Source organism: Sphaerochaeta sp. (assembly GCA_022482495.1).
Taxonomy (GTDB): domain Bacteria; phylum Spirochaetota; class Spirochaetia; order Sphaerochaetales; family Sphaerochaetaceae; genus RUG023.
This window is the reverse complement of sequence record JAKVPA010000004.1, coordinates 1-25,188: the sequence shown is the minus strand read 5'-3', so window position 1 is coordinate 25,188 and position 25,188 is coordinate 1. Positions and strand designations below refer to the sequence as shown.

Annotated in this window: 26 protein-coding genes and 2 pseudogenes; 12 read left to right on the top strand and 16 right to left on the bottom strand. The window is 58.0% G+C overall.

Annotated elements, in window-relative coordinates; genetic code table 11:
- Positions 1–23: 23 nt before the first annotated feature.
- From LKE28_05520 to LKE28_05505, 4 genes are all read right to left on the bottom strand, one after another.
- Positions 24–950, bottom strand: coding sequence for an AraC family transcriptional regulator (locus tag LKE28_05520; GenBank protein MCH3907702.1), 927 nt, complete (start codon positions 948–950; stop codon positions 24–26).
- Positions 947–1,558: a methyltransferase domain-containing protein gene (locus LKE28_05515; GenBank protein ID MCH3907701.1), complete on the bottom strand. Its 612-nt coding sequence runs from the start codon at positions 1,556–1,558 to the stop codon at positions 947–949. Before LKE28_05515 ends, LKE28_05520 begins: the two co-directional genes overlap by 4 nt.
- Positions 1,555–1,812, bottom strand: coding sequence for a heavy-metal-associated domain-containing protein (locus LKE28_05510; protein ID MCH3907700.1), 258 nt, complete (start codon positions 1,810–1,812; stop codon positions 1,555–1,557). Before LKE28_05510 ends, LKE28_05515 begins: the two co-directional genes overlap by 4 nt.
- Before the next feature lie 82 nt (positions 1,813–1,894).
- The gene (locus tag LKE28_05505) at positions 1,895–2,767 is read right to left on the bottom strand and encodes a LysR family transcriptional regulator (GenBank protein ID MCH3907699.1); all 873 of its coding nucleotides are present in this window, start codon (positions 2,765–2,767) and stop codon (positions 1,895–1,897) included.
- A gap of 89 nt (positions 2,768–2,856) precedes the next feature.
- Here LKE28_05505 and LKE28_05500 point away from each other — a divergent pair, with 89 nt between their 5' ends.
- From LKE28_05500 to yicI, 7 genes and pseudogenes are all read left to right on the top strand, one after another.
- Positions 2,857–3,429 carry a DJ-1/PfpI family protein gene (locus LKE28_05500; protein ID MCH3907698.1) on the top strand — a complete coding sequence of 191 codons (573 nt, stop codon included), beginning with the start codon at positions 2,857–2,859 and terminating at the stop codon, positions 3,427–3,429.
- A gap of 14 nt (positions 3,430–3,443) precedes the next feature.
- Positions 3,444–4,354: pseudogene (locus tag LKE28_05495) on the top strand (NAD(P)/FAD-dependent oxidoreductase).
- A gap of 175 nt (positions 4,355–4,529) precedes the next feature.
- Positions 4,530–5,546 carry a LacI family transcriptional regulator gene (locus LKE28_05490; protein ID MCH3907697.1) on the top strand — a complete coding sequence of 339 codons (1,017 nt, stop codon included), beginning with the start codon at positions 4,530–4,532 and terminating at the stop codon, positions 5,544–5,546.
- Positions 5,547–5,579: 33 nt separating this feature from the next.
- Positions 5,580–6,851 (top strand): extracellular solute-binding protein, encoded by a 1,272-nt coding sequence (locus LKE28_05485; GenBank protein MCH3907696.1) that lies wholly within the window; start codon positions 5,580–5,582, stop codon positions 6,849–6,851.
- A 13-nt stretch (positions 6,852–6,864) separates the two neighbouring features.
- Positions 6,865–7,758, top strand: coding sequence for a sugar ABC transporter permease (locus LKE28_05480; protein MCH3907695.1), 894 nt, complete (start codon positions 6,865–6,867; stop codon positions 7,756–7,758).
- Position 7,759: 1 nt separating this feature from the next.
- Positions 7,760–8,602, top strand: a complete 843-nt coding sequence (locus LKE28_05475) for a carbohydrate ABC transporter permease (protein MCH3907694.1) — start codon at positions 7,760–7,762, stop codon at positions 8,600–8,602.
- Complete coding sequence (gene yicI, locus LKE28_05470) at positions 8,599–10,617, top strand: alpha-xylosidase (protein ID MCH3907693.1); 2,019 nt, start codon at positions 8,599–8,601, stop codon at positions 10,615–10,617. Before LKE28_05475 ends, yicI begins: the two co-directional genes overlap by 4 nt.
- A 54-nt stretch (positions 10,618–10,671) precedes the next feature.
- Here the strand turns inward: yicI and LKE28_05465 are convergent, their stop codons facing one another.
- On the bottom strand, positions 10,672–10,845 hold the full coding sequence (locus tag LKE28_05465; protein ID MCH3907692.1) for a hypothetical protein: 174 nt from the start codon (positions 10,843–10,845) through the stop codon (positions 10,672–10,674).
- Between the two features lie 89 nt (positions 10,846–10,934).
- On the opposite strand from LKE28_05465, the gene LKE28_05460 reads away from it, so the two are divergent.
- Positions 10,935–11,081 carry a hypothetical protein gene (locus tag LKE28_05460; protein MCH3907691.1) on the top strand — a complete coding sequence of 49 codons (147 nt, stop codon included), beginning with the start codon at positions 10,935–10,937 and terminating at the stop codon, positions 11,079–11,081.
- Between the two features lie 56 nt (positions 11,082–11,137).
- Positions 11,138–12,169, top strand: coding sequence for a dihydrodipicolinate reductase (locus LKE28_05455; protein ID MCH3907690.1), 1,032 nt, complete (start codon positions 11,138–11,140; stop codon positions 12,167–12,169).
- Positions 12,170–12,242: 73 nt separating this feature from the next.
- On the opposite strand, the gene gpmA is transcribed toward LKE28_05455, so the two are convergent.
- The 8 genes from gpmA to LKE28_05415 all read right to left on the bottom strand — a co-directional run bounded on the left by gpmA (position 12,243) and on the right by LKE28_05415 (position 19,809).
- Positions 12,243–12,989, bottom strand: coding sequence for a 2,3-diphosphoglycerate-dependent phosphoglycerate mutase (gene gpmA, locus LKE28_05450; GenBank protein MCH3907689.1), 747 nt, complete (start codon positions 12,987–12,989; stop codon positions 12,243–12,245).
- A gap of 19 nt (positions 12,990–13,008) precedes the next feature.
- A complete protein-coding gene (locus LKE28_05445) occupies positions 13,009–13,791 on the bottom strand; it encodes a ZIP family metal transporter (protein MCH3907688.1) in 783 nt (260 codons plus the stop codon).
- A gap of 84 nt (positions 13,792–13,875) precedes the next feature.
- A complete protein-coding gene (locus LKE28_05440) occupies positions 13,876–14,784 on the bottom strand; it encodes an HNH endonuclease (protein ID MCH3907687.1) in 909 nt (302 codons plus the stop codon).
- Positions 14,785–14,826: 42 nt separating this feature from the next.
- Positions 14,827–15,762 carry an MBL fold metallo-hydrolase gene (locus LKE28_05435; GenBank protein ID MCH3907686.1) on the bottom strand — a complete coding sequence of 312 codons (936 nt, stop codon included), beginning with the start codon at positions 15,760–15,762 and terminating at the stop codon, positions 14,827–14,829.
- Positions 15,759–16,628: a sugar ABC transporter permease gene (locus LKE28_05430; protein MCH3907685.1), complete on the bottom strand. Its 870-nt coding sequence runs from the start codon at positions 16,626–16,628 to the stop codon at positions 15,759–15,761. Before LKE28_05430 ends, LKE28_05435 begins: the two co-directional genes overlap by 4 nt.
- Positions 16,629–16,689: 61 nt before the next feature.
- A complete protein-coding gene (locus LKE28_05425) occupies positions 16,690–17,931 on the bottom strand; it encodes an extracellular solute-binding protein (GenBank protein ID MCH3907684.1) in 1,242 nt (413 codons plus the stop codon).
- A gap of 50 nt (positions 17,932–17,981) precedes the next feature.
- On the bottom strand, positions 17,982–18,818 hold the full coding sequence (locus LKE28_05420; GenBank protein MCH3907683.1) for a carbohydrate ABC transporter permease: 837 nt from the start codon (positions 18,816–18,818) through the stop codon (positions 17,982–17,984).
- A gap of 13 nt (positions 18,819–18,831) precedes the next feature.
- Positions 18,832–19,809 carry a LacI family transcriptional regulator gene (locus LKE28_05415; protein MCH3907682.1) on the bottom strand — a complete coding sequence of 326 codons (978 nt, stop codon included), beginning with the start codon at positions 19,807–19,809 and terminating at the stop codon, positions 18,832–18,834.
- Between the two features lie 298 nt (positions 19,810–20,107).
- On the opposite strand from LKE28_05415, the gene LKE28_05410 reads away from it, so the two are divergent.
- Genes LKE28_05410 through LKE28_05400 form a run of 3 tightly spaced genes read left to right on the top strand, consistent with a single transcriptional unit; the run spans position 20,108 to position 21,803 of the window.
- A complete protein-coding gene (locus LKE28_05410; GenBank protein ID MCH3907681.1) occupies positions 20,108–20,341 on the top strand; it encodes an AbrB/MazE/SpoVT family DNA-binding domain-containing protein in 234 nt (77 codons plus the stop codon).
- Positions 20,338–21,063, top strand: a complete 726-nt coding sequence (locus LKE28_05405) for an ABC transporter ATP-binding protein (GenBank protein MCH3907680.1) — start codon at positions 20,338–20,340, stop codon at positions 21,061–21,063. Before LKE28_05410 ends, LKE28_05405 begins: the two co-directional genes overlap by 4 nt.
- Positions 21,060–21,803 carry an ABC transporter permease gene (locus tag LKE28_05400; protein MCH3907679.1) on the top strand — a complete coding sequence of 248 codons (744 nt, stop codon included), beginning with the start codon at positions 21,060–21,062 and terminating at the stop codon, positions 21,801–21,803. The genes LKE28_05405 and LKE28_05400 overlap by 4 nt, the downstream gene beginning before the upstream one ends.
- A 75-nt stretch (positions 21,804–21,878) precedes the next feature.
- Here LKE28_05400 and katG read toward each other — a convergent pair.
- The 3 genes and pseudogenes from katG to LKE28_05385 form a co-directional block, all read right to left on the bottom strand.
- A pseudogene (katG, locus tag LKE28_05395) lies at positions 21,879–24,023 on the bottom strand (catalase/peroxidase HPI).
- 79 nt (positions 24,024–24,102) lie between these two features.
- Complete coding sequence (locus tag LKE28_05390; protein MCH3907678.1) at positions 24,103–24,435, bottom strand: DUF4491 family protein; 333 nt, start codon at positions 24,433–24,435, stop codon at positions 24,103–24,105.
- Between the two features lie 15 nt (positions 24,436–24,450).
- A complete protein-coding gene (locus tag LKE28_05385) occupies positions 24,451–24,804 on the bottom strand; it encodes a transcriptional repressor (GenBank protein ID MCH3907677.1) in 354 nt (117 codons plus the stop codon).
- Positions 24,805–25,188: the final 384 nt, after the last annotated feature.

Sequence of the window (25,188 nt, the reverse complement as noted above, 5' to 3'; positions counted from 1 at the left end):
GAATCCAATCGGACACAAACCCATCAAAAAGCGACCGAACCATCCCGGTAGGCGCTGGGCTCCACCCCCATCACATCACGGAACGCTTTGGCGAACTTGCTGCCATTCTCATAGCCGTACGTCTCCGCCACCTGGAGGATCGTACCGCCATAGCCTCGGAGCATCTGGGCGGCGGCCTGCATCTTCATCGTCCGGACGTAGGCGTACAGCGGCATGCCGTACACCCCGCGGAAACTGGTCTTCAGCAGGGTCGGAGAAACCTTCAGCATCCGGGCCAGTTCCTGGATGGTGACCTTCTCGTCCAGATGGGCGCACAAGTACCGGCTGGCGCGTTTGGCGAGATCGACCTGCGCCTTGGAGAAGCGGGGGTGTTCCGCTTCGGCCGGGTCCATCCCGCTGAGAAACAGCATCAGCTCCAACACCTTGACCTTCAGGTATCCCTTGCGGATCGCCTCCGGCACGGCGTACATCTCGCTGAAGATGTGCTGGAAACAGGGCCGTTCCCGGGCGACGAACCAGGGTTCCTTCCCACAAAACTTTCGTTCCAAGGAGGCGGGCCGCACGTCCACGTCTTCCAGGAAACAGGACATGCAGGGCGGGGAGGCGTCCACATCCACCAACAGGGAGATGCCGTGGTAGTGGTTGGTGGGGAACCACAGACGATCATCCGCCTCCGTCCTTCGGGAAATGGACAGGTCTCCCGGAGACAGGTAGACGTACCGCTCCCCCCACTCCCGCTCCAGCCTTCCCTCCTTGCAGTGGTCGATCTCCAGCACACGGGAAGAACCGGAAGGGATCGGCCCGCAGGACTGGATGTGGGCGTCGTTGTACACCAGGTCGACGCCAGGAAACAGGTGATGCCGGGTGCGGAAGAATTCCCCCGTCGCGTTGCTCAGCCGGGTCACCGTCGTCTCTTCGTCTTCCCTGAGTGTTTCCAGACGATCGTTCATTTTCCCTCCTTGGACAGCACCACGAAGCAGAGCGGAGAGACGCTTCCCTGCAACACCCGGCTCTCCCTGACGACAAACCCATGGGACTGCAGGAATTTCAGGAACTCCGGTTCATCCCAGGGATGAAGGACTTCAAATCCCAGAGCCTGGAGGAACCGCTTGCGTACCGTCGTCTTTCCCCGAATGAACGTCGGAGCGAACAGCAACCCGCCATCCTTCAACACCCGATGCACCTCCCCAAGCGCGTTCTGCGGCTGGGGCATCATGTGCAGGACATTGGCCACCACCACCGCATCAAAGCTTTCCGTCGCATACGGCAAACGCGTGGCATCCAGGACGGAAAAATGCAACGTTTTCCCCCTCCTGTGAAGCCTCGCCTGACGGATCATCGCGGCGGACCGGTCACTGGCCTCCCAGTCTGCCACGAGGGGCGCCAGAGGGAAGGAAAGCTGTCCGCTTCCACACCCCACCTCCGCCACATGCCACGAGGGGGTGAGATACGGCCGGATGCCATCGCACACCGCATCGTACAGATGCCGGTCGCGACGCATGAAACGGTCATACCACGGAGCCGTTTTCTCCCAAAACGAACCGTCGCGTACGTTCATCCGTTTTTGTGAAAGAACCATCCCTTCTTCTCGTACGGAGCGGTCTTCACGGACACCACCTGATACCCCGTCTGGTCCACCACCTCTTTCAGATGGTCGAGATCGATCGGTTTCTCTGTCAGGATGACCGTCTGCTTCTTCTGCCGGGACGAGGTGACCTTCTTCACCGGAAAGTTGTTCCTCACCACATCGTTGATGTGCGCCTCGCACATCCCGCACGCCATACCCTCGATGCCAAGCGTAATCTGTTCCATACCATCCTCCGGATAATCCACCCTTTCGGTTAGGACCTCCTAACCATAAGGTACTGTATCTTTCTGTTTTCTGCAATGGATTTCAGCCATTCAATTCCCGGCACAACGACCGGTATCGGTCGGCGAACCGGCTACCCCGGTTCCACACCATGGTGAAGTCATGGTACAAGGGAAAACCGCGAAGCGGAAGGACACGGAGCGCGCCGGATGCAATACCCTGCTCTGCGGCAAGACGGTACATGAAACTCACCCCGGCGTCCTGCTCGACGCACTCCAGTACCGTCATCATCGACCCCACTTCCGTCACGTGGGGAAACTGGGAAAGGGAGTGATTCTCCAACCGCAACACGTCCTCCATGATCTGGCGCGTCCCCGAGCCTGGCTCACGGATGATCAAGCGCTCCCCCAGAAGATCCCCCAGCATCCGGGGTTCCGCGGGGAATTGGTGGCTCGCGGCGCAGACGGCCAGATACGCTTCGCTGCGCCACGGCATGGCGTCGAACAGCGTGGGATCATATGAACCTTCGACCAACGCGCACTGCACCACCCCATCCCGGATGGCGGAGAGGAGGGAGCGGGTGTTGTCCACCTTCAGCCGGATTCTGCTCTCCGGATGCCTGCCAAGAAAACCGGCCAACGGTTTTGCCACGGCGAAATCGGCGATGGTCCGGGTGGCCCCCAACGTCAGGGGCGGCTGTTCCTCCGTCCGGCGCATTTGGGACCTGAGGAGCGCCTCGTCATCCGCCTGGGTGACGGACACATCCCTGAGCAACCGTCCCGCCACCGTCAGCGTAATGGCACGGGAGGTGCGATCAAACAGCGACACGCCGAACTCCGCTTCCAACGAATGGATCTGCTGGGTGACGGCCGGCTGACTGAGAGCAAGTTTCCGTGCCGCCTTGGTGAAGTTCATCGTCTGGCATATGGTGAGGAACGTAGTGATTCGTGCATCCATATCATAAGTATAACTTATTGTTATATTTATTTCAATTATTTTACTTTATATACCGATGATGCTATGGTAGAAGTCCAGAGGCAAGGGACATGGGAAAAGCATTGGTGCTGTGTGCGGATGGATGTGAAGAGAGCGAAGCGCTCTTGGTGGTGGACATCCTGCGGAGGGCGGGCATCACCACCCAGACGGTATCGGTGAACGAGACCCATCGGGTCGTCTCACTGCACGATGTGGTGATCCAAACAGATCTGACCATCAAGGATGTGGATGAGAAGGGAGTGGAGCTGTGCGTGCTCCCCGGAGGACTGAAAGGAGTGGATGTCCTCATGGCGAATGGCATGGCAAAGAAGCTGTGCCGCGATCTGGCAGCCCAAGGCAAACGGCTCGCCGCCGTCTGCGGCGGACCGGCCGCATTGGCCGGCTACGGGGTGCTGGACGGATACCACGCCACGGTATTCCCCGCGTTGAAGGACAAACTGTGTGGGGCGATCTCCGTGGATTATCCCGTGGTGGTGGACCGGAACATCACCACCGGCAGGGCGCTGGGCTCGACCATTCCGTTCGCCCTCTCGCTGGTCAGGCAACTGGCCGGGGACGAAGCGGTGACCAAGGTACGCTCGGCCATCGTGTTTCACGATCCGGTGGAAGAACAACGATACTGAAGAAGAGGCAAGATATGCATGATGTGATCGTATTGGGAGCCGGCCCTGCCGGCGTGAGCGCCGCGGTGTACGCGAAGAGCCGCGGTCTGGATGTGGTGGTGTTGGAACAGAACCGTGTCGGCGGCATGATCGCCAACGTCTCGCTGGTGACCCATTTCGCCGGAATCGGGGCGGAGGAAAGCGGAGCGCAGTTCGCCAGCCGCTTGTCCGACCAGCTTCAGCGTTCCGGCATCGAGGTACGCCATGAGTGCGTCACCAGCGTCAGGCTTGAAGGTCCGGTGAAGGAGATCGTGACGGACAAAACGACCTGGCAGGCCAAAGCGGTGATCCTGGCCACCGGCTCCACCCCACGGCGTCTGGACATCCCCGGAGCCAAGGAACTGACCGGCAAAGGGTTCGCCTTGAACGCGGCGCGGGACGGCATGCGGTATGCCGGCAAGGATGTCTACGTCGTCGGCGGTTCGGACGGCGCGGCCAAAGAGGCGTTGTTCCTCTCCAAGACGTCCAAAGAGGTTACGATGATCCACTTCGAGGAGAAGCTGGGAGCCATCGCCTGAGTTTCCGGGAGAAGATCGCCAAGACAGCCAACATGCGGCTTCTGTTGGGTTGCCGCCTGGCCGCCGTGCAAGGCAAGGACCAGGTGCGCTCCCTGACCATCCGTCATGAGGCGGACGGCAAGGAAGAAACCATCACCGATGAGGAATGCGGCATTTTCGTCTACGCCGGTACGCTTCCCACTACCGGCCTGTTCACCGAACTGTCCCTCCATGACGGATACATTCCGGTGGATGGCAGGCAACAGACCACCATCCCAGGGGTGTTCGCCGCAGGGGACATCTGCGCCAAACAGGTGCGTCAGGTCGCCACAGCCGTCTCTGACGGCGCCGTGGCCGCCATCAACGCGGCGGCATTCGTGGCCCGGTGAGAGCCGGAGCGCTTCTTTCCTGACGGGGGGCCGTACGGCTCCCCTCTTTTCTGTTTTACTCTTCCCGTTTTCCCCAGACGAAAACAATCCTTGACAATCCACCAGGATGGGATAGAGTAAGACATGAACAGGAAATGAAACGTTTCGATGATTCGTTTCGATAGGGGGTTGTCGGATGACGATGAAGGATGTGGCGGAAAAGGCGGGAGTGTCGCTGAGCACCGTATCGTACGTCGTCAACGGTAACCGGCCGATCTCCGAGGAGAAGAAACAACGCGTCAGGCAGGCGATGGAGGAGCTGCACTACCGGCCCCATGCCATCGCGCGCAGCCTGGCAAGCAAACACTCCCGGATTCTGGCCATGCTGTTTCCCCCGGTGGAACGTGGCATGGGAGCGTCGGAATTCTCCCTGCTCTCCAGCGCAGCGCAGCTTGCCACCGCCAAGGGGTACCATCTGGTCTTCTGGTCACTGAAGACCAAAACGGCCAAGGAACTGGAAGGGTTGCTTTCCCAAGAGCTGGTCGATGGCGTGATCTTGATGGAAGTGCACGCCTATGATTTCCGGATCCCTATCTTGAAGCAGGCGAACATCCCGTTCGTGCTGGTCGGTCGCGACCCGGCCGCAACCGGTGCGGTATACGTCGACACGGACTTCGACCGCACCATGCTGGACGCCCTCTCCTATCTGATCGGTAAAGGGCACGCAAAGATCGGGTTCATCAACCAGAGCAAGGAAGCGTACGACGCTGGTTACGGTCCGGTGGTCCGCACCTATGACGCGTTCCAGAATTTTGGCAGGACGCTCCGCTTCGAGGGCCATGCGTTGTTCTGTTCCCCCAACCCCCACGCGGGGTACGACCTGGTGGTCCGGGATTTGGAGGAACACCCGGACTGTACGGCGTTCATCGTGATGAACGACCGCTCCCTGGCCGGGGTGATCAAAGGGATCGAGTCGACGGGACGGAGGATCCCGAACGACTGTTCACTGGTTTCCATTGTCTCGTCAGCCGGCGCGGCGTGTCTGTACCTGCCCCAGCTGACCACGTTTGAACTGCAGGGTGAACGGCAGATGGAGGCTGCCATCACCAATCTCATCTGCCTGCTTGAAAACACCTATTGTGCGGTGAAGGAATCGCTGGTCCCCTGTCTGCTTGCCGAACGGGAAAGCAGCGCTTCCGCACCGATACGATAGGGAAAAAGGGTTTGTTCGCAAAAGGAGGATTACATGAAAAAGCATCTTGCATTGGTGCTGGTTTTGTCGCTGGCTGCGTCGTTGGTGTTCGCCCAAGGACAAAAGGAGACAAGCGGCAAAAGAACATTCAAGATCTGGCATTACGAAAGTTCCAACGGCGCCATGGGTGCCGCATGGGATGAGGCGATGAAGCAGTTCCAGGAGAAACACCCGGACGTCGAGATGGTCTATGAGAACAAAGGGTTCGAACAGATCCGGCAGACGGCCCAGATGGTCCTGAACAGTGATGAAGCCCCTGACGTGATGGAATACAACAAAGGAAACGCCACCGCCGGCATGCTTTCATCCCAGGGATTGTTGGCCGATCTCACCGAAGAAGCGCAGAAGCGCGGCTGGGACAAAGTGCTGTCCCCCAGCCTGCAGACCACCTGCAGATACAATGAGAAAGGCGTCATGGGCAGCGGGAAATGGTACGGCGTGACCAACTACGGTGAGTTCGTCATGATGTACTACAACGACGACATGTTCAAACAGTACGGCATCGCCATTCCGACGACATTCCAGGAACTGGAAGCCGCCATGGCGGCGTTCAAGGCAAAGGGCGTCACGCCGCTGGCGATGGCCGGCGCGGAGTATCCGTCCCAGCACCTGTTCTACGAACTGGCGCTCTCCAAGGCGGATCGTGCCATGGTCAACGCCTACCAGCTGTACCAGGGTGACTTTGATTTCCACAATCCCGCGTTCACCTATGCCGCCGACAAGATGGTCGAATGGGTGAAGAAAGGATACATCGACAAGGATTGCATCAGCTTGAAAGCGGAGGACATGGGGCTGCAGTTCACCAACGGCAAAGCGCCGATCATGGTCTCCGGTTCCTGGTGGTACGGACGGTTCGTCTCGGAGATCACCGGATTCAACTGGTCCATCGGCCTGTTCCCCGGCAACAAGATGAGCCCGGGTTCTTCCGGAAACATCTGGGTGGTGCCCGCCAACAGCAAGAACAAGGATCTGGCCTACGACTTCATCGACATCACGTTGCAGAAGGACATCCAGACGCTGCTTGGCAACAAGGGTGGCATTCCTGTGGCCGCCGATCCGGCGCAGATCACCGATCCGAAGATCAAGGATCTGATCAACCTGTTCAACACGCTGAACGAGCAGGATGGTCTGGCGTTCTATCCTGACTGGCCGGCCGCCGGCTTCTACGACACGCTGGTCTCCAACATCCAGGATCTGATGCTGGGCACCAAGACGACGGCGCAGTTCCTTGATTCGCTCAATACGGCGTATCAGGAAGGAAAGTAAGGAGGCGCGGACCATGAGGGACAGATCAAAAGGATACGGCAAGTTCCTGATCCCTGGATTCATCCTGTTCGTGCTGGTCCTGGGGGTGCCGTTCCTCATGAGTCTGTGCATCAGTTTCACCCAGTGGACCGGTGTGGGCAAGCCCACCTTCGTGGGCCTGTCCAACTACCGCAAGCTGTTCCATGACCCCGTCTTCTGGGCGTCATTCTCCAACAACCTGCAGTTGATCTTCGCCATCACCGTGGTGCCGACGATCATCGGTCTACTGCTTTCCGTGTTTCTGTTCGATTATGTCTCCGAAGTGTTGGGAAACGTTGTGACCAACATCTTCAAGACAGCCTATTACCTTCCCCAGGTGCTGCCGGTGGCAATTGCCGGCATCGTCTGGGGCTGGATCCTCAACCCGACGCAGGGAGCGCTGAACTCCCTGCTGAAGGCCATCGGGCTGGGAGCCCTGGCCCACAACTGGCTGGGGGATCCCGCCACGGCGCTCCACTCGGTGATGGTGATCATGATCTGGTTCCAGATCGGATACCCGCTGGTCATCTTTCTCTCCGGCCTGCAGCGTTCCGACCCGCAGGTCATCGAGGCGGCCGAGGTGGATGGCGCCGGATGGTTTGAGAAATTCAAGATCTACGTGTACATGATCAGGCCGGAACTCTTGGTGGTCATCCTCACCTCCCTGATCTATTCCTTGAAGCTCTTCTCACAGATCTACGTGCTGACCCGTGGCGGCCCAGGTACGGCGACCATCGTGCCGTCCTACTTCGCCTACCAGAACTTCTTCGAGAAAACCAAGGTAGGCTATGGCTCGGCCATCGCCATGGTGATGACGTTGATCATCGTGGCGTTGGAAGTGATCTTCATCACCCGTCAGGAAAAGATGGCGGAAGAGGGGGAATACTGAGATGCATGTACAAAGCCATGGCAAACGGATCGCGGGCAAGACCTTCGCCCTGCTGTTCCTCATTCTTCTCTTTGTCATCATGGTCTTCCCGTTCATCGTCATCGTGTTGAACTCGTTCAAGACTGCCCAGGATTTCGCCGCCAATGGACCATTGGCCTGGCCGAAACCGTGGTCGGCGGGAGCCATCGTCACCTTCTGGAACCGGGTAAACTACGGTCAGAAACTGTGGAACAGCTTCTCCATCAGCTTGGTGGTCGCCGTTGTCGCCGTCATTCTGTCCTTGCTCAACGCCTTCTCGCTGGGCATCGGGAGGATCAAGGGATCGGTGGTCTTTTTGATCCTGTTCGTCATCGCCAACACCCTGCCCCAGGAAGTGCTGGTCTACCCGCTGTACTACATGGCCAAGCTGTTTGGCATCTACGACCGGAAGATCTCCGTGATCATCATCTTTACGGCGATCCAAAGCGCCTTCGGCACCTATCTGCTCAGTTCGGCCTACCATGCCTTCCCCCGTGAGCTGCTGGAAGCGGCAACGGTCGACGGGTGCACCAAAGGGGAGCTTTTGACCAACGTCGTGGCGCCGGTCAGCAAACCGACGCTCTCCGTACTGTTCGTCTTCTTCTTCCTCTGGACGTGGAACGAATTCTTCCTGCCGCTCGTCATGTTGGTCTCCAACGCACGGCAGACCGTCCCCATCGCCATCTCGGTGACCCAGGGACAGCACAACATGGACATGACCGCGGCGGCGGCAAGCGCGCTTTTGGGCGTGCTGCCCTGCATCATCTTCTTCGCCATTTTCCAACGCACCCTGACCAAGGGCATCACCGCAGGAGCCATCAAATGAAATTCAACAACGGATACTGGCTGTTACGCGAAGGCGTGACGGCAAAATTCGCCGTGGAGGCGGTACAGGCGGAAACAGACGGCACCGCCCTTTCCGTCTATGCCTCGTCCAAGATGATCCAGTCACGCAGGGACTGCAACGACTTGACCATGCTGACGGTCACCTACACCGCTCCGGCACCGGATGTGATCAAGGTGTCGGTGGTCCATTTTGACGGAGCGAAACAACCTACCCCGTCGTTTTCCCTCACCCCTGACCCATCGGCCAAACCGAACATCCAGATTGGGGACAAAAGCGCCTCCTTCACCAGCGGGAATCTTTCCATCACCATCCCGCTGGGACAGCCATGGCATGGCACCTGGTCGTACCAAGACAGGACGCTGACCACGGTGGAGAGCAAGTCCACCGGCTCCATGCTGGATGGGGACAAGCCTTACATCAAGGATGAACTGACCCTCGGCATCGGGGAATGCATCTACGGTCTGGGGGAACGGTTCGGCGCGTTCGTCAAGAACGGGCAGAGCATCGACATCGACAATCAGGATGGAGGAGCGGCCAGCGAACAGGCGTACAAGAACATTCCGTTCTACCTGAGCAGCGCGGGATACGGCCTGTTGGTGGACAGCCCGGACAAAGTAAGTTTCGAGGTAGGGAGCGAAAAGACCAGCAGGGTGCAGTTCAGTGTGCCGGGAGAGCGGCTGGAATATTATGTCATCGCGGGAAAGGAGCCGAAGGAGATCATCAGCCGGTACACGGCGTTGAGCGGTCGTCCCCCACTGATGCCGGACTGGTCCTACGGCCTGTGGCTCTCCTCTTCGTTCACCACCGACTATGACGAAAAGACGGTGATGGGATTCCTTGATGGCATGGAGGCGCGGCACATCCATGTCTCCGTCTTCCACTTCGACTGCTTCTGGATGCGGGCGTTCCACTGGTCCGATTTCCTGTTCGACCCGAAAATGTTCCCCGATCCCAAAGGGTTGCTCTCCCGTATCCATCAGAAGGGAACCAAGGTGTGCGTGTGGATCAACCCGTACATCGCCCAGCGTTCCGTCCTGTTTGCCGAGGGCAAGGAGAAGGGATATCTGGTTGTCAAACCGGATGGAGATATCTGGCAAACCGACCTGTGGCAACCGGGCATGGCGTTGGTCGACTTCACCAATGCGGATGCCTGCCGCTGGTACCAGGAGAAACTTTCCGCGTTGATCGACCTGGGAGTGGACGCGTTCAAGACGGATTTCGGAGAGCGGATCCCCAAGCACGTCGTCTACCATGACGGCAGTGATCCCCGGCGGATGCACAACTACTACACCTACCTGTACAACAAGACGGTCTTTGATCTTCTGGTGCAGAAAAAAGGCGAAGGGCAGGCCTGCCTGTTCTCCCGAAGCGCCACCGTCGGATGCCAGCAGTTCCCCGTCCACTGGGGGGGCGACTGCGAGTCGACGTTCCAGGCGATGGCGGAAACACTCCGGGGCGGCCTGTGCCTGGGGTGCTGCGGTTTCGGGTACTGGAGCCACGACATCGGGGGCTTTGAAGGAAAGCCGGACCCCACCCTGTTCAAGCGCTGGCTGCAGTTCGGCCTGCTCAGTTCCCACAGCAGGCTGCATGGCAGCAGTTCCTACCGGGTTCCCTGGAGCATTGACGAAGAGTCCAGCGACATCACCCGGGAGTTCCTCACGCTGAAGATGAAACTGAAAGGATACCTCCTGCGATGCGCCGAGGAAGCCCACCAGCATGGCACGCCGATCATGCGGGCCATGTTCCTGGAATTCCCCACGGATCCGGGATGCGCCACGCTGGACCGGCAGTACATGCTCGGCCCGGACATTCTGGTCGCCCCGATCTTCTCACCGGACGGACAGGTGGACTACTACCTGCCCCAGGGAGAATGGATCCACCTGCTGGATGACCGCCACGTCACCTCAGTGGGCCGGTGGTACCATGAATCATACGACCTGCACAGCCTCCCGCTGTGGGTCAAGGCGGGAAAAGAAAAGAAGATCTTCTCCTGAATCAAACAAGGCCGCCAGGATACCCCGGCGGCCTCTCTCTTGGCGACGATCAGCTCAGTAGCGGTACACCACTCCGACGGACGGCGTGAAGGTAACGCCGGAGAATGTGTAGGAACCGGAATAGGAGATGTTGCCTATTTTTCCACTGTAGCTTGCCGACAACGGCACGCCGATATCCAAGCTCCCCACTATGTACACCTGTTTGGAGAGGGAATACAATGCGTTCACTCCCAGCACCAATGACGAGAGCCGGGTGGAAACGACAGCTCCCGCGTCCTCAAATTCCGTGGTCGTACGGGCGACGGTAAATCCGGCTTTTGGACGCCATCGACCAGCAAGGATACGTCATCGCGGGGGATTACCTCTGCGAGGTCATCGCTGAATTCCCCCTGCTGGAGAGAAACAAGCGGGGCATGTTCCTCCGACTTCAGATCCCAGTGGAATTCGCCAAACATTCCCGTTGACCTTGCAGTTACAACAAGCTTTACGATGAAATCACCATACAGAAAGGGGGTACAACATGTACGGTGATAAGATTCGGGTTGTGCAGTACGGATGTGGCAAAATGTCCAAGTATACCTTGCGGTACTTGTACGAAAGCGGGGCGGAGATCGTCGGGGCCATCGACGTCAATCCCGCCGTGGTGGGCATGGATGTCGGAGACTGGGCGGGTCTGGGAACCAAGCTGGGCGTGAAGATCCGCAGTGACGCCGACGCCGTGCTGGACGAATGTGACGCGGACATCGCCGTGGTGACGCTGTTCAGCTTCGTCAAGGACATCATGCCGCATGTGGAGAAGCTGGTCAGCAGAGGCATCAATGTGATCACCACCTGCGAGGAAGCGATCTATCCATGGACCACCTCGTCGGCGTTGACCAACAAGCTGGACAAGATCGCCAAGGAGCACAACTGCACCATCGCGGGATCGGGGATGCAGGACATCTTCTGGGTCAACATGATCGGGCTGGTCGCCGGTGGCGTGCACCGCATCGACCGGATCGAGGGCGCGGTGAGCTACAACGTGGAGGATTACGGACTGGCGCTGGCCAAAGCCCATGGTGTGGGACTTACCCCGGACGAGTTTGAAAAGACCATCGCCCATCCGGCCACCCTGGAGCCCTCTTACGTGTGGAACTCCAACGAAGCGCTCTGCTCCAAAATGGGGTGGACGATCAAATCACAGAGCCAGAAATGCGTGCCGTATTTCTCCGACAAGGACGTGTTCTCCAAGACGATGGGCCGAGTCATTCCCGCCGGGCAGTGCATCGGCATGAGCGCCGTGGTGACGACAGAGACGTTCCAGGGCCCGGTGATCGAAACACAGTGCATCGGCAAGGTGTACGGTCCGGATGACGGGGATATGTGCGACTGGAAGATCAAGGGAGAGCCGGAAACGACGTTCTACGTGAAGAAACCGGCTACGGTGGAGCACACCTGCGCCACCATCGTCAACCGCATCCCCAAGGTGATCAACGCGCCGGCGGGATACTGCACGGTGGAGAAGATGGAGGACGTGGAGTATCTCTCCTACCCAATGCAGCTGTACGTCTGATCCTTTGATTTGCCTCAGATATGACGACGCCCCTTGGTTTCCCAGGGGGCGTTGTCATTGTTCCAGAGAACGGTTATTTCGCTTTGCCCTGGTTGGCCACCGCCTTCATCTTGGCGGCGATCTCATCAGGATTGCCCAGGTAGTACTTCTTCTGCACTGAGCCGTCATCGGCGAACTCATAGACCAAGGGAACGCCGGTCGGTACGTTGACGGCGGCGATCTCCGTGTCGCTGAGGTGGTCGAACGTCATGATCAAGGCACGAAGCGAGTTGCCGTGGGCGGCGATCAACACCCGCTTGCCCTGCTGGACCAACGGCAGGATCTCCGCATGGTAGTACGGCATCACCCGTGCGATGGTGTCCTTCAGGCTTTCCGTCAACGGGAGCTCGTCCTTGGGAATTCCGCGATACTGATCCTGCAAGGCAGGATTGCGGGAATCGGTCGGCTGGAGCGTGGGGGGCGCCACATCAAACGACCTGCGCCAGATCTTCACCTGCGCCTCGCCGAACTTCTCCGCCGTCTCCGACTTGTTCAACCCCTGCAGGGCGCCGTAATGGCGCTCGTTGAGTTTCCAACTCTTGATGACCGGCAGCCAGTCCCGATCCAAACCATCCAATGCATAGTTCAGCGTGTGGATGGCGCGCTTCAGATACGAGGTGAAGCAGACATCAAAATCATAGCCGGCTTCCTTCAGCATCTTCCCGGCGCCTTTCGCTTCCTCAACGCCTTTGGCGGAAAGATCCACATCCGTCCAACCGGTGAACCGGTTCTCCAGATTCCATTCGCTCTCGCCATGGCGGAGCAACACCAATTTGTACATATATACCTCCGTAATTCGTTCAACCCAACGCAACATCCAGCACCATCATGACGCTGAATCCAACCGCAAACAACACCGTTCCGATGTTGGAGTGAGATCCCTCCGACATCTCGGGGATCAACTCCTCGACGACGACGTACAGCATGGCACCCGCGGCAAAGCTCAGCAGGTACGGCAGCACCGGCACCACGAAGGATGCCGCGAGAATCGTCAGGATGGCTCCGATCGGCTCGACGATGCCGGAGAGCACCCCCCCGACAAACGCCTTGAACTTGCTCTCCCCTTCGCTGCGAAGCGGCATGGAGATGATGGCGCCTTCCGGAAAGTTCTGGATGGCGATACCCAGTGACAGCGCCATCGCCGCCGCAGCAGTGATCAACCCATGACCGGTCAGATACCCGGCATAGACCACGCCCACCGCCATCCCTTCGGGGATGTTGTGCAACGTGACGGCCAGCACCAGCATGGTGGTCTTCTGCAGGTGGCTTTTCGGACCTTCCGCCTGGTCACTGAAGCGGTGAAGGTGCGGGATCACATGGTCCAGCATCAACAGGAACAGCACCCCGATCCAGAACCCCACCGCAGCGGGGATGAACGAGAGCTTGCCCATGCTGGACGCCTGTTGCAACGCAGGGATCAACAGACTCCAGACGGATGCTGCGGTCATCACCCCGGCGGCGAAGCCGGTCAGCCCGCGCTGCACCTTCTCATTCATCGCCTTCTTCATGAAAAACACGCAACCGGCGCCCGCCGATGTTCCGGCAAACGGAATGAACAGGCCCCAGAATACATTCATATCCATACAATCCTACTCCTCACGCGCCTTGACGGCGCAGTTGCACCGGTCCCATTTTTCCACGAATCACCCCTTCGTTTCCAGTCCCCCTCACCCTTTGAAGCAGTGTTCGTTGTGCCAGGAGAGGAATTCCGGAGCGGGATACTCCTGAACGGAGGATGGAAGATCCTGAAGGAGCTGCCCATGATACCGGTAGTAATCCCTTCCGTTGCCATAGTCCTGATGCAAACGGGAGCTCACCTCGACATGGAGATCCGGAGTAACGGTGATGTACCCTTCATCAAACAACGTGTGGAAGTCAGAACGCAGGAGCAGGCCGTTATGGATGTCATGCGGACCGTTCTGGGCATATGGTTTGATATGGGCCGCTTCCAGGACCGGCAAGGTCTTCTCCCCGGTGATGGCACACCGTTTGTGATACGCTTCCGTAACCACCACACGGAACGCCCCCTGCCCCAGCCGGTGCAACGCCAGGGCTGTCCCGTACCGGGGTTCTTCCGACTGGGCGACGGACGGTTGTCCTTGCAGACACTGCCTGACCTGTTGGTACAACCGCTGCCCCTCAAACGTATCCGTATCGTACGTTTTCCCCTGCACGATGTTGGATTTCCAGTCTTGTGGCACCGGTATCCATTCGGATTGGGGCAGGAAAAACGGATCGGCAAGAACCACACATCCGATTTGGGTGTTCTCCCCATCCATCCCGTTTCTTCCCCGATATTTGGCGATATGGTCCCACAGCTCCTCATAGGTCGCCGTGCCGTTGTGCGTTCCAAACGCCTGCCAGGCGATGATGGGAGGCAACAACGAAAACCGGACGAAGAAACCTCCGCCCACGATCCAGTCATCGGGATGGTGCAGTTTGAACAAAAAGAGCTCGTTTTGCCGTAACACATGAAACAAAGCGGTACCCGGTTTCCAGAAATTCACCTCATCCGGTTTTTCCTTGGCCAAGTACGTATACCATGATTGATCGGTCACTCCCACGTAGAGTCTCATGATACCCTCCCGAAACCACGTCGACTCCAGTATACACCAACCCTACATTTGATACTGCACCGACATCTCCCCTCGAGGAGAAACGTTGGCCACCACGGCATGGTGGGGAGGGATGGGCGGGATACATGGAGGGCAATCGGAAAAGAACAACCGGGTCCCCGCCCCTCTGGCCAAGGAAAGGGTCGTTGGATCGGCGCTGTGGTAGCGCTGGTCGCTGGAGGCGCAGCAGACGACCACCGAGGGACGGATCCGTTCCAACAGCCGGGCATCCGCCGAATCCCGCTGTCCATGATGGCCCAGCTTGAACAGGTCGGCATGGATATCACCCGGACAATCCAGGAAACCATCCTTGTTCATGTCCCCGGGAAGCAGAATCCTCCGGCCTGCGTATTCCAGAAGCAGCACCAGGCTGAAGTTGTTCATCAACCGGTCCGCATGATCCCGGAGAAGCGTCCTCAGTTCCTCCGTAGGTGCGGTTCCTATCAACGACAAGAACGACTGGAGATCCCGTTCCCGTTCCAACGAGGGAGCAAGAATACGGACGGCAAGACCAGGCGCAAGCTCACGGAACGTTTTTGTGTCATTCACCTGCTGTACGTCAGTCCGTTGCACTTCAAGCAAGGCCTGCAACGTGCAGGCGTCATCCAACGCGCCGGCGAACAGCCCGGTTCCCCAATTGCGGCGGGTACGGAAGAACGACTTGGGAAGAATCTGCCAAAACCGTGATACCGGGACATCCCGGACGACGGGAAGCAGTCCGGACAGATGGTCCTCGTGGATGTGGGTGCAGACCATCAAGTCGATGCGATGGATGTCGTGGAGAGCAAGATAGCGGGCAAGCGGGGTCCGTCCCGTCTCCCCGACATATTCCTCCTCTCTTCCGCTTCCTCCGTCGATCACCATGACGAAGTCCTTGGTGCGCACCACCGTGGCCTCCCCGTACCCGACGTTGACGAACGCCAGTTCCAGACCGTTCATGACGCGCGCAGGGTGTTGCGGATGGTGACGGAGGAAAGCGCCAACACCAGGAGGGTCATCACCACCGCTCCTGCGCTTCCAAAGCCGAACTTCAGGTTCTTGATGCCGTACGTATAGATGTACTGGGTGATGGTCGACGTGGTGCCGGCCGGGCCTCCCCCGGTAAGGATGTTCACCTTGTCGAACAGACGGAACGTGTCGATGGTACGAAGCAACGCGCACACCCCGATGCCTTCGCGGATATTGGGGACGGTGATGTGCCAGAACACCTGCCATCCACCGGCGCCATCGATCCTGGCCGCCTCGTACTGCCGTTTGGGAACGTTCTGCAGGCAGGCGTAGAGGAGCAGGAACACGAACGGGACGTTCTGCCATACATCGATGACCAGAATGGTGGGGAACGCCGTCCCAGTCTCCATGAACCAGTTGTGGACCGGCAGGTGCAGCGCGGAGAGCGCCTGGTTGAGGATGCCGTAGTTCGGGGAGAGCATCATTTTCCAGATCATGGCGACCGTCGTGGTGGGCAGAAGGTATGGCAACAACAGCAGAATCCGCATCACCTTCTGGCCACGGCGCAGGCTGCGCACGAACAGGGCGACCAACATGCCGAGCACCATCTCAAGAACCACGGCGAGGATGGTGAAGACAACGGTATTCCGGACGGCAAGCTGGAAATACCGGGTCTGGAGCAGCTTCACATAGTTCTGGAGGCCGATGAACACCGTTGCGGCACGCTTCAGGTAGGAGTAATTGGTGAAACTGTACCCGATGGTGGAAAGGAACGGATAGGTCGTCAGGACAAGCAGGACGACCAGCGTAGGGAGCACCATCAACCGGGCAAACCAACCAGAACGCATTGAGCGCATACCAAACCTTCTCCTTACAAAGACAATTTCCCTGCGGGAGCCCCCGCAGGGAAGCAAACGATCATTGGGCCATCAAATCTTCCAGCTCCGCCTGGGCGCGGGCCAGACCCACATCCATCGTCTCGGTCCCTTTGATGATGTTGTCCATCTCCGTTCCCAAAATGGTGGTGAAATCATTCCACTGGGCGATGACCGGACGGTACACACCCTTCTCCAGAGCGGCGCACACCGTGGCGAGCTGAGGATAAGTCTTCAGGACTTCGGCGTTGGTCAGACTGGAATACCGGCAGGGAACTCCACCGTTCTTCACCGTTCCGAGCAGCACATCCTTGTCCATCAGATACGTCAGCAGTTTGACGCCAAGGTCCTTGTTGGCGCTGTTGCTGGGAACTCCGATGCACCACACACCGTACAACGCCGTGTTGTACGAAGCGCTGGAAGCGGTCAGCTGGGACGGGATCGGGGTGTAGTTTCCGTTGCTCTGGGCGCTGGGAACGTACCAGCCAGGCCAGCCGACGGCCAGGGCGGCGCTGCCATTGTCGATCTGCGCGACGATGTCGTCCTTGTCCATCGTGTCGCCCAGCTCGTACAGGCTGATGTACTGGGCCAGGGCGGCGCGGAACGCCGGGGTGTCCACCGTCGGTTTGTTGTTCCCGTCGACCACCCAGCCACCGTTGGCAAGCAGGACAGGCAGGAAGTCGGAGACGATGTTGTCCGGCGAGCCGCCACGGATCAGATAGCCGTTCTTGCCGGCGGCGTTGGCCGCTTTGGCGATCTTCGCCACGTCGTCCCACGTCTTGATGTCGCTTCCGTTGTACCCGGCGGCCTTGACCAGAGTCTTGTTGTACAGCATGACGGTGACGTTGCCGAAGTACGGAGCCAGGTAGATGTCGTCGCCCACCTTGCAGATCGACTCGGTAGCCGGGATGATGTCGTCATCGAACGAATATCCCGCCTCAGAAAGGTTCAACAGCACATTGTTTTCGGTGAACTCAGCCATCCAGGAACCATCCACCATGCACAGGTCGTAGGCGCCTTCCTTGTTGACGGCATTCAGCGCGATCTTGCTGTGCAGGTCGTCAAAGCTCAGATCCAGCGCCTCGATCTCCACGTTGTTGGCCTTCTCGAACTCCGGCAGGCACTCCTCAATGACCTTTCCGTACGTTCCACCGCGCAGAATGATGGTCATTTTCCGCTTTCCTTCCACTTCTGGGGTCGTGGAAGACGTTTGTTCTTTGGCGCCGTTGGCAAATACCGATGCGGCAAGCAGCACACAAAGCAGTACCGACACGATTCTCTTCATACATTTCTCCTCATATCCATGGAACCTCCATGGCAATTTACTTCAACCACTCAACTCTTCACCGCGCCCTGGGACAAGCCATCCAGCAGGTAGTTCTGGGCGAAGATGACGAACAGGGTGATCGGGATCACGGAGATCACCCCGGCGGCGGACACCAAACCGAAATTGGTCACGTTGTCCTCCGTATTCAGCACGACCAGCGCCAACGGCACGGTGTAGTTCTTCGGGGACTGGACGAACACCACGCTGTAGGCGTACTCGTTCCATGCGTACAGGAAGGAGAGCATGGCGATGGCGGACAGCCCGGGGGCTGCCAGCGGCAGGACGATCCTGAGGAACGTGGCGAATTCCGACGCCCCGTCGATCCGTGCCGATTCCTCGATCTCTTCCGGAATATCCTGGAAGAAGCCCATCATGTACCAGATGATCAACGTGATGTTGATCAGCACGCAGGCAAGAACCACCGGCACCTTGGTGTTCAGCATGCCGCTATGGGCGAACATCGTGTACAGCGGGATGGTGAAGGCCACCGGAGGCAGAATGCGCACCAGCATCACCCAGAACGAGACAGGTCGTTTCAGCCCGAACCGAAAGCGCTTTCGGGAGAGCACGTAGGCGGAGGAAAGCCCGATGGCAAGGGAGAGCAACGTGGCGCTGATCGTCGTCTCGACGCTGTTCTTGATCGCCGTGCCAAACCCTTTCTGGGCGAACAATGAAGAGAAATGCGCCATCGTAAGCGAGCGTGGCAGCAACGTGATGTGTCCTTTCAACTCCGCTGTCGGACGAAGGGATACCCCGAGCAGCCAGAAGATGGGGAACAGCGCCACGACAAGCAGAAGGGCCGAGACAATTCCTTTTCCGATGGTGGACGCGTATCGTTTTCTCATCTTTCCCTCCCCTTCATACCGATGAGCGGATGCACAGGTCGGTCGGCACGACGGTCCGCTGCGGCAGCACAGGTTCCCCGGCAAGCAAGGAAAGCAGTTGCCGCGCGGCGAGCGATCCCATCCGGACGCAGGAGATGTGGATGGAGGCGAGTTCCGGCTCCACCACCCGGCACAAGCGGGAATCGTCGCAACCGATGACAGCCACATCCTGGGGAATCCTGAGGTGGAGATGATGGGCCGCTTTGATCACCCCGGCGGCGATGACGTCATTGGCGCCGAAGACCGCCGTCGGCCGTTCCTGGGGGGAAAGCAGCGCCATGGCGGCGCGGGTGGCGCTTTCGATGTCCGGTTCCACCATCCGGATGAACGAAGGATCCAGGGAAAGGCCATGTTCCTCCATCACGCTGCGGAAGGCGGCATACCTCCGCTCACTGATGTATGGGGAGAACCTGCCTGCCAGCATCCCGATCTTGTAATGCCCCTTGGCGATCAAATACTCCAGGGCGGAGCGAACCCCGCCCTCCTCGTCGGAGACCACACAGGGAAGCTCCAGACCGGGCACCTCGTGGTTGGCCAGCACGATCTTGACGTTCTGGCTCCGGAATTCGGAGATCAAATCCAAGGAGGCGTTCCCGCCGAGGATCACGCCATCGACCTGCTTGCGTTTGGCCACGGCCCAATCCTCAGCGGTGGACACCAGGAGTTGATAATCGGAAAGATTCGTTTCCTGCATGATGCCTTCGCAGACACCCGCGTAGAATTCATCCAGAATGGAGGAGCGTTTCTTGCAGATCAAAAACGCGATCTTCTCCGTCCGCTGGAGAGCCATCGAACGGGCGATGGCATTGGGTTGGTAGTCCAAGGTCTCAGCCACTTCCTGCACCCGCTTGCGGGTCGTCTCACTGACCCTCTGTGGCGCGGAGAACGCCCGGGAAACCGTTGCGGTGGAAAAGCCGGAAAGACGCGCGATATCCCTGATGGTATGGGTCATTTCCTGGCGCTTCCTTGGGTAAAACCTGTAACCGTATACATCCTATCCCCCCTGCCGCAGGGTGGTGTTCCCTGCCGGCTTCAAGGAGAACATAGCCCAAACATGTAAGAAACCTATGAGAGAACCATGCAAATTGTGTATACCTGTTCCTCCCCACGCATCTTTTTCCAATGTAAACGGTTACATTCGCAAAGCGACAGTACTTGCCTTCCCAATCCCAGACCTCCCCCTTGACCTCCAAAGAAAGAAAAGTAATACTAATCATATTTTTCATACTTTTCTTCCAAGGAGACGACAGATGAAAGGACGCAAAGGACCGGAAGGGAAATACGCATGGACGGTGAAGGTCGGGGAGAAAGGGCAGCTGGTCATCCCCAAGGAAGCCCGGGATCTGTTTGACATCCAGCCGGGGGACACGTTGGTGCTTCTGGGGGACATCCACCGGGGGCTGGCCATCCCTCCGAAAAACACGTTGACCCAGTTCATGACCCGGATATTCGGGACGGGTGCGCCAGAAGAAGACCCTTCATGATCGCCATCCAGACGAACCAGCTGACCAAACGGTACGGGGACCTCACCGCGGTGGATCATCTGGACCTCTCTGTCAAAGAGGGTGAGATATTCGGCTTGCTGGGTGTCAACGGAGCCGGAAAGACAACGACCATCAAGATGCTCTGCTGCCTCACCAAACCGACATCCGGGGATGCGGTGCTTCTGGGGCACAGCATTCTGGGGGACCGTATGCCCATCAAACGGGAGATCAACCTCTCCCCGCAGGAGACGGCCGTCGCCCCGAATCTCTCCGTTGAGGAGAACCTTCGGTTGATGGCAGGACTGTATGGACAATCCTCCAACGAAGCAAACGCGCACACCCAGGAGATGATCACCCGTTTCTCTCTGGAGGACAATCGTACACGGAAAGCAAAGGCCCTCTCCGGAGGCACCCAACGACGACTCAGCCTGGCCATGGCGTTGATCACCGAGCCCCGAATCCTGTTTCTGGATGAACCGACGTTAGGGTTGGATGTCCTGGCCCGTCGGGCGTTGTGGGATGCGATCCGCGTTCTGAAAGGCAACGTGACGATCATCCTCACCTCCCATTCCATGGAGGAGGTGGAGGCGTTGGCCGATCGGATCGGCATCATGGCGCATGGAGCCATGCTTGCCGAGGGGACCAGCAAGGAATTGGAAGCACAAACCCATACCCATACATTGGAAGAGGCGTTCATCGCCATTGCGGGAGGCACCAAATGAGAAAAACATTGCTTTTTTCCCGAAGAAACGCACAGGAGATTCTCCGGGATCCGGTCAATCTGTTCTTCTGCCTGGGCTTCCCGCTCGTGTTGTTGTTCCTGTTTCTTCTGATCAACCGAGCCATTCCGGAAAGCGCCCAGAACACGATGTTCGAAGTCCAGAACGTCACCCCCGGGGTGGCGATGTTCGGAACGGTGTTCCTGTCGTTGTTTTGCGGGATGCTCCTTGCCAAAGACCGGAACAACGCGTTCCTGATGCGGCTGTTCGCCTCCCCGATGCGTCCGTCGGACTTCATCGGAGGATACACACTCCCCATGCTGGCCATCGGGATGCTTCAGACGGTGCTCACCTTCACCGCCGCTTCCTTTTCCGGGCTCCCCTTCACCTCCCATACCCTCCTTGCCCTTGTGGTCTTGATCCCCATCGCCCTGATGTTCGTCGGTATCGGGTTGATCTGTGGGAGCGTGCTGCAGGAAACCGGTGTCGGGGGAATCTGCGGGGCGCTGTTGACCAACCTGGTCGGTTGGCTTTCCGGCGTCTGGATCCCATTGGATTTGATCGGCGGCGCGTTTCGGACCATCTCCCACATCCTGCCGTTCTTCCATGCCGCCGAAGCCGCCAAAGATGCCCTCTCCGGCTCCATCCCAGCCATGCTCCCCCACCTGGGCATCGTGTCCGCCTACGCCGTGACATGTTACCTTGCCGCCATTGTGGTGTTCCGGAGAAAGATGCGGGGGTAATCAAAAAGACTCATTCTGAAACCAGAAAAAAATCCGGGGGAATCGCTCCCCCGGATACGCAATCTGAAACGTTGGTTACCTGCTCAGGTCGAAACGGTCGGCGTTCATCACCTTGTTCCATGCCGCGATGAAGTCGTTGTGGAATTTCTCCTTGGCGTCTTCACTCGCGTACACTTCCGAGATGGCCCTGAGTTCCGAATTGGATCCGAAGATCAAATCCACCCGGGTCGCCGTCCATTTCTCTTTGCCGGTCTTCCGGTCAAACCCTTTGTACACGTCCTTGTCGTCGGTCGGTTTCCACTCCGTACCCATATCCAACAGGTTGGTGAAGAAATCGTTGGTAAGCGTCTCCGGCTTGTCGGTGAACACGCCGTTCTTCGACCCGCCGTAGTTGGCGCCCAGCACACGCAGTCCACCAATCAGCACCGTCATCTCCGGAGCCGTCAGCGTCAACAGCTGTGCCTTGTCGACCAGAAGCGCTTCCGGACGAGAAGTGAATTCCCTCTGCAGGTAGTTGCGGAATCCGTCATACACCGGTTCCAACACCTGCATGGCGTGGACATCCGTCTCTTCCTGAGAGGCATCCATTCTTCCCGGTTCAAACGGAACCGTCACTTCGACGCCCGCTTTCTTGGCGGCCATCTCGATGCCTGTCGCCCCACCGAGGACGATCAGATCGGCCAACGATACGAACTTCCCGTTGACGTTGAACGCCTTCTGGATCTCTTCGTACTTCTTCAGGACGACCTTCAGCTTGGCGGGTTGGTTCACTTCCCAGGAGATCTGCGGTTCCAGCCGGATCCGTGCGCCGTTGGCGCCACCTCTGCGATCAGAACCACGGAACGTCGCGGCGCTCGCCCAGGCGGTGCTGACCAGTTGCGCTACAGTAAGTCCAGAAGCCGCAATGGTCTTCTTCAGTTCCTTGATGTCCGCTGCGTTGATCAGATAGCCCGTCTGCTTGGGGATGGGATCCTGCCACAGGAACTCTTCCTTGGGAACTTCCGGACCGAAATAGGTGGTCACCGGTCCCATATCACGATGGGTCAGCTTGAACCACGCTTTGGCGAACGCGTCATGGAACTTCACCGGATCAGCGGCGAAACCTTTGGCGATCTTCGCATAGGCGGGATCGAACTTCAGCGCCAGGTCGGCGGTGGTCATCATCGGACGATGCTTCTTGGTGGGATCCTGCGCATCCACCACCATATCCTCGTCATCCACATTCATGGCCAGCCAGATGTACGCGCCGGCGGGACTCTTGGTCAACTCCCACTCGTACTTGAACAGTACCTTGAGGTACCCCATGTCCCAGGTGGTCGGATTGGGTTTCCAGGCTCCTTCAATGCCGCTGCCGATGGTATCATCCCCATGGCCGCTGCCATAGTTGCTCTTCCAGCCCAAGCCCATCTGCTCGATGGGAGCCCCTTCCGGTTCCGGTCCGACGTGCGTCGCAGGCGCGGCGCCGTGAGCTTTACCGAACGTGTGTCCGCCGGCGATCAAGGCGACGGTTTCCTCGGCGTTCATCGCCATACGGGCGAACGTCTCACGGATGTCTTTGGCCGCTTCTGCCGGCATCGGCTGCCCATCCGGACCTTCCGGGTTGACGTAGATCAAGCCCATCTGTACGGCGGCCAACGGATTGTCCAGTTTCCGGTTGCCGGAATACCGGGCATCCGGTTTGTCGCTGGTGGCAAGCCACTGTTTCTCAGAGCCCCAGTACACATCTTCCTGCGGTTCCCATACGTCTTCACGACCACCTGCGAAACCGATCAACGGACAGCCCATCGACTCGATGGCGCAGTTGCCTGCAAGGATCATCAGATCTGCCCAGGAAATCTTGCGGCCGTATTTCTTCTTGATCGGCCAAAGGAGCCGTCTCGCCTTGTCCAGGTTGACGTTGTCAGGCCAGCTGTTCAGTGGCGCGAACCGCTGTGTGCCATCACGCGCCCCACCGCGACCATCGATGGTGCGGTACGTCCCGGCGCTGTGCCACGCCATTCTGATAAACAGCGGACCATAGTTGCCGTAGTCAGCCGGCCACCAAGACTGGGAATCCTTCATCAACTTGAAGATATCTTTCTTCACCGCTTCCAGATCAAGGGTCTTGAAGGCTTCAATATAGTTGAAGTCCTTGCCCATCGGATTGCTCAACTCGGAATTCTGGCGCAGAATGCCGAGATCCAGCTTATCTGGCCACCAATCCTTGTTTTTGGTTCCTTCCGTGAAATCCGGTCTGCTAGAGCCCATGTGACCCGTTACCGGACATCTTGACTGTTCAACCATGTTTGACCTCCTATGATCAACGATTTGCGGAATAATCCGCATGTGTGACTCGTTTGTTTCCTGTGGTTTTCCGTTTCGGATTTGCCGGGAACCAGCCTTTTTGAACCCGTTCTTCCTGTTCAAACAGTTCCCGGATGCTCCACAGCAACGTAAAGCCCAATACCGCCACCAGGGCGGAGATCCACAGTTCCTTGATAAACACCGCGCCGACAGCGCAGATCAGGCCGGTTACCAAGAACACCGGCCAACATTCTTTTCCAAAATAGTATTCCGCTTTGATGACGATCGGATGGAACACTCCGATAATGAGGAATGTGCACACACCGACCAGCAATCCAAACCATTGCACGCCCGTTTCCTCCTTTCATCCCGACTTTTTCTTTTTCTGCTGGCACGCGGGACAGACACCGTGGAACACCACATCATGTGTGTCGACCTCAAAGCCGTATTTCTCCCGCACCTCCTTGTCCATGTCACCCACGTCATCGATGTCCACATCGAACAGGGCGCCACACTCCTTGCACTTGAAGTGGTAGTGGTGGTCGACCCGGGTGTCGTATCGTTCAAGATCGCCAGGCAGCAACACCTGCTGGATCGCGTGATCATCGGAGAGTTGCCTGAGATCGCGATACACCGTCACTTTGCTGATCGTCGGATGTTTCTGATGCACTTCCATATACACTTCGTCAACTGTTGGATGGTTCCCAAGTTTCTGCACAGTTTCCAAAATGATTTGCCGCTGTACCGTATTCCGTTTCACGTCTGAATCATCCTTATTGCAATCAAGTTTCAATTAGAAGACTATTACAGGTTTAGTAATCTGTCAAGAGTTGCACATCCCCACTTCCCACAATTCGTTGCGTTTTCCCTTTCCCCTCCGGAAAGTGTTTCGTATTGAAGATAAACGGACCACAATCATGACGATATATCGCAATGTGCAAAGACAACCAGCTGTTCTTCACATCGAAATTCTCCGGAGAAATGATAACCAGACCTTCCTGAGGATGATCGCTTCTCCCCTGTCCACAAAGGAATGCAATCATCAGGAACTCCGGTGATGGAATGATCCATTACGTCTCTATCATTCTCTCTCTTCATTGGT

Bases quoted from the DNA above. Each gene is read 5' to 3' on its own strand.
- LKE28_05520 (MCH3907702.1), bottom strand. From the start codon at position 950: ATGAACGATCGTCTGGAAACACTCAGGGAAGACGAAGAGACGACGGTG.
- LKE28_05515 (MCH3907701.1), bottom strand. From the start codon at position 1,558: ATGAACGTACGCGACGGTTCGTTTTGGGAGAAAACGGCTCCGTGGTAT.
- LKE28_05510 (MCH3907700.1), bottom strand. From the start codon at position 1,812: ATGGAACAGATTACGCTTGGCATCGAGGGTATGGCGTGCGGGATGTGC.
- LKE28_05505 (MCH3907699.1), bottom strand. From the start codon at position 2,767: ATGGATGCACGAATCACTACGTTCCTCACCATATGCCAGACGATGAAC.
- LKE28_05500 (MCH3907698.1), top strand. From the start codon at position 2,857: ATGGGAAAAGCATTGGTGCTGTGTGCGGATGGATGTGAAGAGAGCGAA.
- LKE28_05490 (MCH3907697.1), top strand. From the start codon at position 4,530: ATGACGATGAAGGATGTGGCGGAAAAGGCGGGAGTGTCGCTGAGCACC.
- LKE28_05485 (MCH3907696.1), top strand. From the start codon at position 5,580: ATGAAAAAGCATCTTGCATTGGTGCTGGTTTTGTCGCTGGCTGCGTCG.
- LKE28_05480 (MCH3907695.1), top strand. From the start codon at position 6,865: ATGAGGGACAGATCAAAAGGATACGGCAAGTTCCTGATCCCTGGATTC.
- LKE28_05475 (MCH3907694.1), top strand. From the start codon at position 7,760: ATGCATGTACAAAGCCATGGCAAACGGATCGCGGGCAAGACCTTCGCC.
- yicI (MCH3907693.1), top strand. From the start codon at position 8,599: ATGAAATTCAACAACGGATACTGGCTGTTACGCGAAGGCGTGACGGCA.
- LKE28_05455 (MCH3907690.1), top strand. From the start codon at position 11,138: ATGTACGGTGATAAGATTCGGGTTGTGCAGTACGGATGTGGCAAAATG.
- gpmA (MCH3907689.1), bottom strand. From the start codon at position 12,989: ATGTACAAATTGGTGTTGCTCCGCCATGGCGAGAGCGAATGGAATCTG.
- LKE28_05445 (MCH3907688.1), bottom strand. From the start codon at position 13,791: ATGGATATGAATGTATTCTGGGGCCTGTTCATTCCGTTTGCCGGAACA.
- LKE28_05440 (MCH3907687.1), bottom strand. From the start codon at position 14,784: ATGAGACTCTACGTGGGAGTGACCGATCAATCATGGTATACGTACTTG.
- LKE28_05435 (MCH3907686.1), bottom strand. From the start codon at position 15,762: ATGAACGGTCTGGAACTGGCGTTCGTCAACGTCGGGTACGGGGAGGCC.
- LKE28_05430 (MCH3907685.1), bottom strand. From the start codon at position 16,628: ATGCGCTCAATGCGTTCTGGTTGGTTTGCCCGGTTGATGGTGCTCCCT.
- LKE28_05425 (MCH3907684.1), bottom strand. From the start codon at position 17,931: ATGAAGAGAATCGTGTCGGTACTGCTTTGTGTGCTGCTTGCCGCATCG.
- LKE28_05420 (MCH3907683.1), bottom strand. From the start codon at position 18,818: ATGAGAAAACGATACGCGTCCACCATCGGAAAAGGAATTGTCTCGGCC.
- LKE28_05415 (MCH3907682.1), bottom strand. From the start codon at position 19,809: ATGACCCATACCATCAGGGATATCGCGCGTCTTTCCGGCTTTTCCACC.
- LKE28_05410 (MCH3907681.1), top strand. From the start codon at position 20,108: ATGAAAGGACGCAAAGGACCGGAAGGGAAATACGCATGGACGGTGAAG.
- LKE28_05405 (MCH3907680.1), top strand. From the start codon at position 20,338: ATGATCGCCATCCAGACGAACCAGCTGACCAAACGGTACGGGGACCTC.
- LKE28_05400 (MCH3907679.1), top strand. From the start codon at position 21,060: ATGAGAAAAACATTGCTTTTTTCCCGAAGAAACGCACAGGAGATTCTC.